This window comes from Labrys neptuniae (assembly GCF_040797145.1).
Taxonomy (GTDB): Bacteria; Pseudomonadota; Alphaproteobacteria; order Rhizobiales; family Labraceae; genus Labrys; species Labrys neptuniae.
Map to the genome: position 1 here is coordinate 129,033 of NZ_JBFNQD010000002.1, position 13,312 is coordinate 142,344.

7 protein-coding genes are annotated in these 13,312 nt (G+C 62.3%); 2 read left to right on the forward strand and 5 right to left on the reverse strand.

Annotated features, from left to right (window positions below; genetic code table 11):
* Positions 1-8: 8 nt before the first annotated feature.
* The 5 genes from ABXS05_RS07960 to ABXS05_RS07980 form a co-directional block, all read right to left on the reverse strand.
* Positions 9-2,123: a site-specific DNA-methyltransferase gene (locus ABXS05_RS07960; protein WP_367623509.1), complete on the reverse strand. Its 2,115-nt coding sequence runs from the start codon at positions 2,121-2,123 to the stop codon at positions 9-11.
* Positions 2,124-2,127: 4 nt separating this feature from the next.
* Entirely contained in the window at positions 2,128-2,835 is a 708-nt protein-coding gene (locus ABXS05_RS07965) for a DUF4391 domain-containing protein (protein ID WP_367623510.1), read from the reverse strand.
* Entirely contained in the window at positions 2,832-6,104 is a 3,273-nt protein-coding gene (locus ABXS05_RS07970) for a helicase-related protein (RefSeq protein WP_367623511.1), read from the reverse strand. Before ABXS05_RS07970 ends, ABXS05_RS07965 begins: the two co-directional genes overlap by 4 nt.
* Entirely contained in the window at positions 6,088-6,948 is an 861-nt protein-coding gene (locus tag ABXS05_RS07975) for a BrxR family helix-turn-helix transcriptional regulator (RefSeq protein ID WP_367623512.1), read from the reverse strand. Before ABXS05_RS07975 ends, ABXS05_RS07970 begins: the two co-directional genes overlap by 17 nt.
* A 68-nt stretch (positions 6,949-7,016) precedes the next feature.
* Entirely contained in the window at positions 7,017-7,250 is a 234-nt protein-coding gene (locus ABXS05_RS07980) for a hypothetical protein (RefSeq protein ID WP_367623513.1), read from the reverse strand.
* Between ABXS05_RS07980 and ABXS05_RS07985 the strand changes: the two genes are divergently transcribed.
* Together ABXS05_RS07985 and ABXS05_RS07990 are read left to right on the forward strand one after the other, a co-directional pair.
* Positions 7,243-9,897: a PD-(D/E)XK nuclease family protein gene (locus tag ABXS05_RS07985; protein WP_367623514.1), complete on the forward strand. Its 2,655-nt coding sequence runs from the start codon at positions 7,243-7,245 to the stop codon at positions 9,895-9,897. The two genes, ABXS05_RS07980 and ABXS05_RS07985, sit on opposite strands and share 8 nt — an antisense overlap.
* Positions 9,897-13,289 carry a UvrD-helicase domain-containing protein gene (locus tag ABXS05_RS07990; RefSeq protein WP_367623515.1) on the forward strand — a complete coding sequence of 1,131 codons (3,393 nt, stop codon included), beginning with the start codon at positions 9,897-9,899 and terminating at the stop codon, positions 13,287-13,289. The genes ABXS05_RS07985 and ABXS05_RS07990 overlap by 1 nt, the downstream gene beginning before the upstream one ends.
* Positions 13,290-13,312: the final 23 nt, after the last annotated feature.

Sequence of the window (13,312 nt, forward strand, 5' to 3'; positions counted from 1 at the left end):
CTGCCCCCTCAAATCGACTTGACGTCAGTGGCGGGCGAGACCTGGCGGAAGACCTGCTCGACGTTGATCTTCACCGCGTCGGATACGAAGCCGCTGTCGCGGAACACCACGCGCAGGGGCTCGCGGCCAGCGAGCTCTTTCACCAGCTCCTCTGTCACGCCGGTCTCGAAACACGCGACTAGCGCGTTCCCGTCCACGAAGAACACGGTCTTGCCCTGTATCGTCTCGCGCTGGATTGGCAGAGTCAGATCCACGCCCCAATCGACGAGTACCTGGAACAGCAAGTCCTCAGCGGTCCGGTCGGGCTTGATGTTGTCGACGTCGGCGAGCAGATCCTTCTGATCGATCTGGTCAGGGCGGTAATAAACGTCCTGCATGTTGGATGTGTCGACCTTCAAGACCCGAAATCCAACATCCTTGGCCCAACCGGGATCGCAAGGCTCCTCGATCACCGCTTTTCCCGATCGCCGTATCCTCTCCTTTGAGACTTCGGAAAGCACCAGCGGTCGGCCATCTTTCTTCAGAAGCTTGATAGCCGCCTGAACGGTCTTCTTGGCAGTCCCACTCGTACTGGACTCCGCCTTCTCTAAGTCTTCCGGCAACTGCACCATGATAAACTGGTGGTTTGATCCATACGTCGCGTTAGCTCGGAACACCGCTTCGGCCGTACTGGAAGAACCGGCAAAAAAGTCCATGATGACGGCGGATTTCTCATTAGGCGTTACATACGAGATGAGCTTCGCCAGCTCCTCATGGTCCTTTGGATTGGTGAATACCTTCGACCCCATTAGGTTTCGCAAATATTTTACCGACACTTGGGACTGCTTGTAGAAATAGGATCCACGAACCTGCGTGGCGAACTCGGTATCGTCGCCGTCCTCATCGGACCCGTCCACGTCGTCGGCGTCCGTTAAAGACCCGTCGATTTCATCAGGAATCGGGCGAATATGCGCTTTGCGAAAGGGCGGTTCAGTGTGGTCATCACGAAACTCAACCAACCCCAGCTTGATCTGCCGCTGCATCTCGGCTGGAGACGCGTAAATCCAGCCGCGCTCAGGTATTGCGCACGGCTTTCCGGTTTTTGGATGAATAACGTCGTAACGAGGGCCGTCGCCTCCCGGCCAGGAAATGTCTCGATCTCTCCAAGGACCATTCTTGTCTACGCGCTTATATCGTGACCATTTTTTCGCAGGGTGGGCCTTTGGCAGATCGGAATACCACTTGGAAAGATCCGCCTCGATTGCCTTGAAATCATCCCCGTGGAGGCTGCGCAATCTGATGAATTCGTCCCAGATATCTCGCGCACCGGGCTTTTCTTCGCGCCAAATCTCTTTGCGTTCGCGTAGCAATGCGACATCGCGCGCATAGATGATGAGATACTCGTGGCCGACGGAGAAAAACTTTGCGTCGTTCTTCCGACCTTTTTCCCAAACGAGTTGCGCAACAAAGTTTCGCTCGCCAAAAACCTGATCCATCAGTTTTCGTAGCGCTGACTGCTCGTAATCATCGATACTGACCATGATAACACCGTCGTCTCGCAGAAGCCGCTTGGCCACCGTGAGACGGGCATACATCATCGACATCCAGTCAGAATGGTATCTGCCGCTTGAATCAGAGTTGGCAACTAGACGAGATCCGCCCTCGTCCTTCTCGCCCGATTCAATCGCAAACTGTTGCCCTGGCGTCGAAAAATCATCTCGATAGATGAAATCCTTACCGGTGTTATACGGCGGATCTATATATATTATTTTTACTTGGCCCAAATAAGAATCTTGAAGAATCTTCAAAACATCAAGATTGTCCCCTTCAATGAAAAGATTCTTAGTTTCATCGAACGATACACTTTCATCCTTAAATGGTCGCAGAGTTTTTGCAATTGGAGCGTTCGCTGTCACCAGCGCCTGCTTCTTTCCAGGCCAGTCAAGCTGGTAGCGTTCTTGCGGCCCCTCGACGAGGTCGTCACTCAGTTCCTGACGCAGCTGATCGAAATCCACCGCCAGACGCAGCTGCCGCGTCGCATCGTCGCGCGCTTCGGTCACGCAGCCGGGGAAAAGGTCGCGGATCTTCGCGATGTTCTCCTGGCTCAGGTCAGGGCTGTGCATCTTCAATTTGTCCATCGTCATTCCCTTACTCACTCATCGCGGCGTTGGTGGGCTCTCCGCCGGAGAGACGCTCCAATTCCTGCCGTGCAGCGCGCAGTTCGGCGTTGATCGCCACGCGCTTGTTGAACTGTTTCTCGCGGGCAAGGCGGGCCTTGATCCTGTCCACCTCCCGCGTCTTGGCCCGGATCGCCTCCATCCGCGCCACGCGCGTCTGGATGTCCTCGCCGGCGTGCTCCGCTTCGGCGGCGGCCTTTGGCATCAGGGCCGTAAGGAGAGCGTCGTAGAGACCGCCAAGATTGAGCGCGACCGGCAGCGGCCTGCGCGGCGCATCGTCAGGCGCCCAATCGGTCGCGAAATATGCGCTGACAACCCGCTTGGTGACATCGGCGTCGCTCGGCCGCTTGAAGGCGGCGACCGCCTTCCGCTTCCCGGACCAGCTGAGCTCGAAGACCAGCGGGAACGGGATGGCGCGGTCGATCGCGCGCAGCACCTCTTCGTCAAGCTTGCCGTTGCGCAGGCTTATGCCGAACACCTGGATCTCACTGACGGCCTTTGTCGCCGCAAGGTTCATGGTTTCCGGCGCGAGCTTGTACTTCCAGACGATCTGATCGACCTGGGTCACGAACAGGTCCCGGAGCGCCGTGCCGACGCCAGCATGCTCATAGATCCGGCTTTTCGGAACAACGCGACCGAAGGCGGCGGCTTTGGGATAGTCGAAGAAGGCTGCCGTCATGCCGTCGCCTCCTCAATCACGAGGAAGGCAATCAGTTCGAAGTCGTCGAGGCCGGCGATGGTGTGAACCAGTGCCGTGGTCCGCCCACCGCTGAACAGGCTGTCGATGTCCTTTTCTTCCTTCACCTCGATCATTGAACGGATCGCGGCGCTCAGGAGCGCGGAGCATTGCTCCATCTTGCGACCGTCCTGGGTCCGCTCATTGAACAGCTGGCAGACCGCCCGGATCGGCTCAGCCTGGCCCTTGCAGCTCGTGCGGATGAGATCGAGCAAGCGCTTCACCTCGGTGTGGTCGATGACGACGCCACCGTCGTGACCGACATAGACGAGATAATAAGGGTGCAGCCGGTTCTGCTGGTTGATGTTCACGCTGTCGTGGATGTTTTTCAGCGCGAAGATCACGCCTGGCATCAGTCCGAGCGCCGGCTGCGCCGGCACTACCGCGTGCATGCCGTTGGGCAAATGCTCAAGGTCGCCGTGCTCCTTGATATGGTTCAAGAGATCCATACGGAAATCGTTGAGACCGAGATCGGTAATGGAGATCCCGGTCCGCACGTCTTCCAGCTCAATTACCTCTTCCTGGAGTCGCTTGAGCTGCTCCTTGCGGTAGGCGATGTCGCTGCTCTTGGCGGTCAGCACGTTGTCGTCCCCGGTCGCCGTGACGTCGGCGATCACCATGCGGTTTTCGACACGTTCCTTGAGATTAATGTACTCGTCGAGCGAGATTTCCGGCCAGTAATTGACGAGCTGGATTTGCGCGTTGGGTGAACCGATACGGTCGATGCGTCCGAACCGCTGGATGATCCGCACCGGGTTCCAGTGGATGTCGTAGTTGATCAGATAGTCGCAATCCTGAAGGTTCTGGCCTTCGGAGATGCAGTCCGTCCCGATGAGGATATCGATCTCGCCTGTCTCGTGCGGCAAGACGAGGTGCTTCTCCTTCGACCGGGGGGAAAACAGCGTGAGCAGGGACTGGAAGTCGAAGCTCTTCTTCAGCGTGCTTTTCGGCGCGTCGGAGCCGGTGACCATGCCGCAGTGCAGGCCGTACGACTCGAGAAATGCCGACGCCAGATTTGTATAAAGGTACTTCGCCGTGTCCGCGAAGGCGGTGAAGATGAGAACCTTGCGGTTACCCGGATTGAGCGGGTCGGCGACCTTGCGCGTGACGACATCCTTCAAATGCTGCAGTTTGGCATCATCCTCCGGTCCCACCTTGTCCATCGAAGCGATCAAATTACCAATGAGCGTATGATCCGCGGCTAGGTCGTGCTTCCACGACGGAATGTCCATATCCGACAAGCTGATCTGAATCTTCTTGCCGACCGTGAACTCATCGAGCCCGCTCAAGTCGTCATCGTCCGGGTCGAAACCGGGATCGCCGAGATGGTCGCTCACGCTCTGGGCGGCCCCCGTGCGTTCATAGGTGTCGATCGCCTGGAGCGTCTGCGCGATGTTGCCGTGCAGCGCCCGCAGGGTGAGGCGGAATGCTTCGACAGAGCTCTCCAACCGCTTGAGCAAATTCGTGGTCATCAGAGCCTGAAGGCTCCGCTCGCGGTCAGCCTGGCGCAGCCTGCCACGACCGCCTTCCACCTGGGTGTCGTAGATTTCTTCGTACTTCCGAAGCCGGCTCGGCAGGATGTAGCTGATCGGGGCGTAGACCGCGAGCTTGAGCACCGACAGGCTACTGAAGATGTCGTTGAGGCCTAGCACGTCCGATCGATGGGTGATCGGGCACTGATACGACAGCGGCTTTCGGCGCTGGGGGAATTTGCCGATATCCTTGGTGTCGTAGAAGGTCTCGATATGCTTGCGGGACCTTGCAATCGTCACGGCGTCGAGCATCTCGAAAAAATCGAAGTCGAGGGCCTTCAGGATCGCGGCTGCGGTTCGCTCCTCTGGAGGCAGATCGGACCAAGCGTTGAACGCCTTCTGCGCGCGCCGGAATATCTCTTCGATTCCAGTGTTGGTTTTCAGCTTGCGACTGAGGTTTTCAGAGTCACCCTCGTAAGTCAGCGCGAGCTGATTGCGCAGATCGTTGAACCGGTTGTTCACCGGCGTTGCCGATAGCATCAGAACTTTGGTCTTCACGCCAGCACGGATGACCTTGTTCATCAGCTTCTGGTAGCGAGTCTCTCGATCCTTGAAGACATCGTTGTTCCGGAAATTGTGCGACTCATCGATGACGACGAGATCGTAATTGCCCCAGTTCACCCGGTTCAGCGGAATGCCGAACGCCTCTCCTGACGTGCGGGAGAGATCGGTATGGCTTAGGACATCGTAATTGAAGCGATCCTTGGCGAAAATGTTCGTTGTCAGATTTGTATTGTAGTTTCGCCAATTGTCCGCAAGCTTCTTCGGACACAGAACCAGCACCGACCGATTGCGCAGCTCGTAGTATTTGATCACCGCCAGGGCGGTGAAGGTTTTACCAAGGCCCACACTATCCGCCAGAATGCATCCATTGTGCATCTCAAGCTTATTGATAATGCCGGTCGCAGCGTCCCTCTGGTAATTGAAGAGCTTATTCCAGACGAGGCTGTCCTTGTAACCGGTCAGATCGTTCGGTAGTGCATCCTGATCAACTTCTTCGAGGAAGTCCTGGAAGAGGTTATAGAGAATATGAAAATAGATCCTCTCCGGGGAATTCTCCTGGTAGACGGACTCGATGTGATCGCAAATGGCGACCGTGACGTCGCTGAGCTTTTCCTCATCGTTCCAGATCTGGTTGAATAGCTGCAGGTAGACTTGCGTATGCGCGCCATCGTCGATACGCGTGACGAGGTTCGATACCGCGTCGCCCTTCTGATAGCCGAGATCGACAGCTGTGAAGCCGCTGATCGGCATGTAGGCGACGTCACTCATTTCCGCTGCCGCGTGGATGAACTGCTGCATCGGCGCCTTGGTCGTGTTCGACCGAAAGCGAGCTTTCTTGCGTATCCAGTCAGCGCATTCGCGCGCGACGGCCCGCTGGGTCAGCTTGTTGCGAAGCTGTATCTCGAACTCGGTTCCGTACAGGCCTCGCTCGCGTGTCGCTTTGGGAATGAAGAACTCTCGCCGTTCCTTGTGGAGGCGGTCCGTCATTTCCATCGGGACGAAGGTCGGCGCCGTGAAAATGAACTGAAGGCTTTCGACCTTTGACAATTCGCCCTTGAGCGCCTCGAAAGCATAGATCGAAAAGCACGATGCCGCGATCTTGAGCCGGGCGCCACGTCCCAGCGTCACCTTCAGGTCATCGCCCAAAAGCAGCGAGGTGTTATCGATGATTTTCATCGGCAGCCCCCTCACGGAGAAGCACAATCTGCTGATCCTGCGGGCGCCGGGCTTCGAGCGGCGTATCGAGCCCCAGGCGCCTCAGCGCATAATAGCGCAGCGCCTTTCGAACCTGAATTTGAGCACGCCCCGCCCGCATGCCATAGTCGAGGGCGATGATCCGTTTTTGACTCTCGGAAAGCTCCGGATGCGGCCCGATTTCCAGCGTGATGAACTCGTTCCAGTCGGTATCATCCTCCGGCGATACTTCACTCGGGCGAATTGACCTGACCTCTATGATCCGTGAGAGCAAAAAGTCCTTGAACGACTTGCCGACCTCACAAAAGGCGCGGCTGTGCCATCGAAACCCATCAAAGCCGATTGCATGCGGCGCGATCCATCGCCAGCGTGGATCATCGCTGGAGAGCGATTGATATTTGATCTCGACCGCTTGGCCCTGGCGCACCGCCGCAAGCACCGTTCGCAATGTATCGTTGTTGACACCTCGGGCCGGCACAGGCGGTCCGGCATAAGGAGGGAAATGAGCAATCCAGGCTTCGGATGAGGTCAGAATGCCTTCGGCGACGGAGCGAAGCTGGTTGAGGTACTGACCGGCATCTGGCTTTAAAAAGCAGGGCTGAAACTCATTGCTCGCAATATAGCGCTTAGCGCTCTTATCGTAGATGGCGTTGTGCGGCGCGCGTTCCTGGTACAGCGTCAAATCTTTCGACGCCTGTGGCACGGACACGTCGAACGCTTCGATGATGTCCGAACGATTCACGCCGCCTTCCCAGTAAAGACGGAACTCGATGAATTCGAGTCGGCGCTCCACGCCCCATTTCAATGCCGCAGCGGTCTCTGGCATCGCTTCCTGCCTCCGCGCGCGATAGGGATAAAAACTATATGGACATATCAGCGCGATCCATGTAATTATTATTCCCATCTGGGATGATCCGTCAATGGCAATTGATTGGATAGATTTTGGGTGGGGCAAGGCATGCGGAAACGCGGTTCAAGAACCGGAATCACCCGCAAGGAGACGGTCAACGCTGCCGCCAAGGTGTTGTGCAACCCCAATAGCAGCAAGCTTACGAAAACGGCGGCCGCATTGGTGCTGACCCAGCGTCCCAACAGCGAATAGCGCCCGGAAGGAGAGCGGATGATCATCGCGAGTCGATCCACCCAGATCGTTCACGGCCGTCTTGCCATGCGGGAGAGTCGGCTGGCGGCGGGCCGCAGTGGTCGTCACGGCCTCCAGGTCATGTCCTTCGAGCAGGCCGCCGTCCGGCTGGCCGGTGGCTTTATCCGCCCCATCGACGACGAGAGCTTGCGCGCAGCCATCCTGGTGGCCCTGCCCGCGACCTCGATGGGCGAGCTTGAGAGCATCAAGGCTCTTCCCGGCATGATCGATGCGGCGGTTGACACGCTCCACAAAGCCTGGCGCGCGGGCCTCGATCTTGCGGCGCGCGCAGCCGATCATCCGCGTCTCGGCGCCATCGCACGCCTGGAAGCCGCTGTCCTCGACCAGCTTCCGTCCGGCATGATGCGCCCCGTCGACATCGTCGCTGCAGCAACCGCCCGCATCGGTCATGCGCCGGCGGTCCTCGGCCCGTTGGAGATCGTCGGCCTTACCGAACTCTCCCCCTGTTGGCGGCCGCTGCTCCAGGCCCTCACCGCCCATATCCCCGTGCAATGGACGGCCGGCCCCAGGAGCGTTCCCGCATGGTTGGACGGCACCGGCGTCGCGGTCGCGCGCGCACCGGCGCAAGCGCCGGCGATCAGCGCCGCCAGCGCGGCGACGGCCTATCACGAGGCCATAGAGGCGATGCGCTGGGCGCGCAGCCTGCTCGCCTCGGGCGTCCCGGCTTCGGAGATCGCTATCGCGACCGCCTCGCCCGCCGACTATGACGATCATTTCCTGGCCTTGCGCGCCGATGCCAACATCGACCTGCACTTCGTCCACGGCGTCCGCACCGTCACCACGCGCGACGGCCAGGCGGCCGCAGCACTGGCCGACATCGTGGTCCGCGGCCTGTCGCAGTCTCGGCTGCGCCGCCTCACGGCGCTCTGCCGGGACAGCGGGCCTTTCGAGACCCTGCCCGAAGGCTGGCTGCGGGTCCTGCCAACCGATGCGCCGCTCTCGACGCCGGGCGCCTGGGGCCGCCTGCTGACCCGGTTGACGCCCGAAGACTGGCCCGACGGCGCCGACCACGCTCCGGCACTGCGCACAGCGGTCGAGATTCTGGCGAAAGGGCCGGACGCCGCAGGCGAGATCGGAGAAGCCTTCCTCGAAGGCCGTGCGCTGGCGATCTGGCGCAAGGCGCTGCTCGCCGGTCCTGCGGCCTCGATCGACGCGACGCTAGAAACCCTGAAGCAGGACGACGGATTGGAAGCGTGCGTCTGCATCACCTGGATGCCGGCCAGCGCGCTCGCGGCGGCTCCTCGCCGCTTCGTGCGGCTCCTCGGACTCAATTCCGCGCGCTGGCCGCGTGGCATTGCCGAGGATCGGCTGATCCCGGACCATATCATCCCGACCCCGGTGCTGGATCCGCTGCCCGTCAATCTCGCCGACCACCGCGACTTCGAGACGATCCTCGCCACAACGGCCGACAACGTCGTTCTCTCGCGCGCCCGGCGCGACAGCGACGGGCGTCTCCTGGGACGCAGCCCCCTGCTCGCCGGACATGGCGACGAAACATACCTCCGCCGCAACGCGACGCCGGGGCATGCCTTCAGCGAGACCGACCGCCTCATGGCCCGGCCCCAGGAGTTCGCAGCCGATCCGCAAGCGGTCGGTGCACAGGGTTGCTGGCGCGACTGGCGGCAGACGGAGATCACGCCCCATGACGGACTCGTGCGGGCGGATCATCCACTCGTTCTCGCCATCCTCGGCCGCACCCAGTCGGCCAGCTCGCTGCGCCGCTTGCTGCGCAACCCGCTCGGCTTCGTGTGGGTCTATGCCTTCGGATGGCGTGAACCGCAGAGCAGCGCTGAACCGCTCGTGCTCGACGCGCTCGGGATCGGCGATCTCATCCACTTGGTTCTCGACCGCGCCTTGCGCGACCTCGAAACCGGAGACGGTCTTGCCTCCGCCAATGCCGAGACCATCGAAGCCGCAGTGGCGCGGGCCGCGCAAGCGGTTGCTGTCGATTGGGAAAGCGAGCGGCCAGTTCCGCCCGCTGTCATCTGGGGACGCACCCTCGACGACGCCCGCGTGATGGCGGGCTGCGCCCTGTCCTATGGCGATGACCTTCTACCGGGCGCACGCTCCTACGGAGAGGTGCCCTTCGGCGGCTCGGAGCCGAAATCTGAAGCCGAAGCCCCATGGGATACGAGCACGCCGGTTACGATCCCCGACACTGGCTTCAGCATCGCAGGCTATATCGATCGGCTCGACATCTCGGGCGACGGCAAGCGCGCGCTGGTGCGCGACTATAAGACCGGACGGCCGCCGCGCGGCGACATCCGCCTGAACGGAGGACGCGAGCTTCAGCGCTGCCTCTATGCCTTCGCGGTGAAGGCGCTCCTCGGCGACGACGTCGCCATCAGCGCCTCGCTGCTCTACCCGCGCGAGCCCGTCGATCTCCAGCTCGACGATCCCGAGGCCGTGCTCGCGGAGATCACGGGCTATCTGCGTGCGGCACGGGCCAGTCTCGCCACGGGTGCAGCCCTGCCTGGCCCGGATACCGGCGGTGACTATGACGACCTCGCCTTCGCCCTGCCGGCCAACGCCAGCGCCGCCTATTGCAAACGCAAAATGCCGGCCGCGACGGAGCGGCTTGGCGAAGTCGCTCAGGTCTGGGAGGCGGAATGATGAGCAGCGTGTCCAAGATGCTGAAGGACGACGGCGCACGCCGCGATGCGATCAGCCTCCATGATCGCTCGATCCTCGTCGAGGCCGGCGCGGGTTCGGGCAAGACCGCCGTCATGGCTGGCCGCATCGCCACCATGCTGGCCGAAGGCGTCGCGCCCCGTTCCATCGCCGCCGTCACCTTCACCGAACTCGCCGCCAGCGAGCTGCTGTCGCGTGTCCGCGAGTTCGTGGCAGACCTCTCGACCGGCACGATCGCGACCGAGCTGCGCGTGGCGCTGCCCGATGGGCTGACCCAGGCCCATCACGACAATCTTGCCGCCGCCAGCGCTGCGATCGATGAAATCACTTGCTCGACCATCCACGGCTTCTGCCAGCGGCTGATCAAGCCCTATCCGGCGGAGGCCGACATCGATCCCGGCGCCAGCGTCATGGATCGCAACCAGGCGGATCTCACCTTCCTTGAAATTGCCGATGGCTGGCTGCGCGAACGCCTGTCCAGCGGCCACGGCGGCATCCTGGCCGAGATGGTGCTGCATAGCCCCGGCGAGACCGTGGCGCTCATCCACAAAATCGCCGAAAATCTGCGCCGCCGTCGCACGCTCGCGGCCCCGCCGGTCTCCCCGCTCGATCGCCACCTGACGGCGTTCCGGCAGGCCGCCACGGATTTTGCGGGCTTCATGGATGGCACAGCGGCAAGTGAGCCGGAAACGGTGACGATCGTCGAGCGGTTGGCCGAAATGGCGACCGCCGTGGCGAATGGTCCCGATGCCGCGACGCCCGCGGGCCTCGTTCGGCTCCTGACCTCGCGGCCCCACCCGGATCTTTGCACCAGGACCGGCGCCTTCGCCTCCTACCGTAAGAAGGGCAAATGGGCCGCCACGGCCAAACAGTCCGGTCTCTCCAAGGCCGATGGCGACCGGCTGAACGATGCCGCCGAGACCCACTACACCGCCTGTTGCGACGCTTGGGTCGCGTTGGCGCAGGCCGTCGCCGGCCATGCCCTGGCCGCGCTGATCGACGAAGCGCGTCCGATCCTGCAACGCTATCGCGACCACAAGCGCGCCAACGCCCAGCTCGATTTCGACGATCTGATTTTCGCCGCGCGCGACTTGCTGCGCGACCACGACGCCGTGCGCCACGCGCTGGGACAGCGTTTCGCCCATGTCCTCGTCGACGAGTTCCAGGACACCGATCCCCTGCAAACCGAAATCTTCTGGCGGTTGTGCGGCGAGCCGCTCGATGGCAATGACGACTGGGCTCGGTTCCAAATCCGGCCAGGCGCGCTCTTCCTGGTCGGCGACCCCAAGCAGGCGATCTATCGCTTCCGGGGCGCCGATGTCGGCGCCTATGTGCAGGCGCGCGACGCCTTCCGCGCCCAGGACCCCGGCAGCCTTCTGTCGATCTCTACCAACTTCCGCTCCTGCGCCTCGATCCTCACCTTCGTCAACGAGCGCTTCGAGACCGTGCTCTCAGCCGATGGCCAGCCGGGCTTCACCGCTCTCGACTCGTTCCACGACGATCGGGGCGGCCTGTGCGTGGCGGCTCTCGACATCGCCGTGGCCGACGAAAACGGCAAGGCCAGCGCCGAACAGCAGCGCGATGCCGAAGCCGACGCCATCGCCGAGCTGTGCGCCCGGCTGATCGAAAGCCACCCCATCATCGACCGTCGCAGCGGCGCTGAGCGCCCCTGCCAGCCGGGCGACATCGCCTTGCTGGCGCCAACCGGCGCGGAGCTGTGGCGCTATGAGGAAGCCCTGGAGCGCCGCGGCATCCCCGTGGCGACCCAGGCCGGCAAGGGGCTGTTCCGCCGCCAGGAGATCCAGGATCTGATCGCGTTGACCCGCGTCCTGGCCGATCGCCGCGACACGCTGGCGCTCGGCGCGCTGCTGCGCGGGCCTCTGGTCGGCCTCACCGAGGAAGATCTTCTGGATATCACTTGGGGGCTTCCGCGCTCGGAGGAACACCCGGATCGGATTCCACGTCTGGATCTCGGCGTTGAAGCCACTGTCATCGGGCACCCGCTCGCGCGCGAGGTCATCGAGCGACTGCAATCGCTCTCCCGGCGCGACAACAGCACGACCCCGCACGAGTTGCTCTCGCAGGCCGTGGATGTAATGCGCGTCCGTCCGCTCCTTCTCGAGCGCCATCGCGGCCAGGCCGAGCGCGCGCTCGCCAATGTCGATCTCTATCTCAGCCTGTCGACCGGCTACGCCGTGCGCGGCCTGCGCGCCTTCGCCGAGGCAATGACCGCGGCATGGTCCGACGAGGCCCGCGCCGTCGAGGGACGACCCGACGCGCAGGAGGAAGCGGTCGCGCTCTTCACCATGCACGCGGCCAAGGGGCTGGAATGGCCGATCGTCATTCCGGTCAACACCATGACCGGCGTCATGGCGCCCGACAGAGCCGTCATCGATCGCCAGACCGAAACCTTCTATTGCCCGGTCCTCGGCCTCACGCCCGAGGGCTACGAAACCGCGCGTCAGGCGGAAAAGGAGGAGTTGGACCGCGAACGCATCCGGATCTGGTATGTCGCGGCCACCCGCGCCCGCGAACTCCTCGTCTTGCCTCGGCTCGACGCCACTCCGTCGAAATCGGCCTGGATCGGTCTCGTCGATCTGTCGCTCGCCGACCTGCCCGGCCTGGACGCCTCTCACCTGCCTGCCGGTTTCGCGGCCACAGGCGCGGGCGCGGGCAATACCCAGACGCGCGCGAGCTTCGCCGCCGAAGCCGAAGCCATCGCGGCCGCGCAGACGCGGTTGACCTGGCTTGCGCCCAGCCGGGACGAAAACGCCGCCGGGACCGTACTGCGAGAAGAAGAAGCCGCGCTCTGGACGGGATCGGCTGACGACCTGCCTCCTGAGCTGGACGCCGACGCCTTGGTGCAGGGCGGCCGCGAACGCGGGCTGATACTCCACAAACTCATGGAAGAGGTACTGACCGGCGAAACCCAGGAGTCGGAGGCCACTCTGGTCGAACGAGCCGCCGACCTCATCCGCGCCCTCAGCCGGTCTCCGGTCGCTGACCCGGCGACGGGATTGTCGGCCCAGGAGCTGGCGTCCTGTGTCGCCCGGACCTTGGCCCTGCCCGACATCGTGGCCTTGCGGCCGGGTCTTCTGGCCGAGTTTCCTGTCTATGCCGCGCAGGCGACCGATGGCGTGGAAACCGCAACGGCTGGGATCGCCGATGCCGTGACTCTCACGGCAGAGGGCCACCCCGCCGTCGTCGTGGACTGGAAGAGCGATGTGACGCCGGCGCCGGGGACGCTCGATCACTATCGCGCACAGGTTCGGGCCTATCTCAACGTGACCGGCGCGGAGCGGGGACTGATCGTGCTGATGAGCACAGGCATGGTGATCAATGTGACTGCTTCACCAGCGACTTGGACGACCTAAGATCGAAGAAGGTAGGTTGACCC

Coding starts and splice junctions, on each gene's coding strand:
- ABXS05_RS07965 (WP_367623510.1), bottom strand. CDS start 2,835: ATGACGGCAGCCTTCTTCGACTATCCCAAAGCCGCCGCCTTCGGTCGC.
- ABXS05_RS07980 (WP_367623513.1), bottom strand. CDS start 7,250: ATGATCATCCGCTCTCCTTCCGGGCGCTATTCGCTGTTGGGACGCTGG.
- ABXS05_RS07970 (WP_367623511.1), bottom strand. CDS start 6,104: ATGAAAATCATCGATAACACCTCGCTGCTTTTGGGCGATGACCTGAAG.
- ABXS05_RS07985 (WP_367623514.1), top strand. CDS start 7,243: ATGATCATCGCGAGTCGATCCACCCAGATCGTTCACGGCCGTCTTGCC.
- ABXS05_RS07990 (WP_367623515.1), top strand. CDS start 9,897: ATGAGCAGCGTGTCCAAGATGCTGAAGGACGACGGCGCACGCCGCGAT.
- ABXS05_RS07975 (WP_367623512.1), bottom strand. CDS start 6,948: ATGCCAGAGACCGCTGCGGCATTGAAATGGGGCGTGGAGCGCCGACTC.
- ABXS05_RS07960 (WP_367623509.1), bottom strand. CDS start 2,123: ATGACGATGGACAAATTGAAGATGCACAGCCCTGACCTGAGCCAGGAG.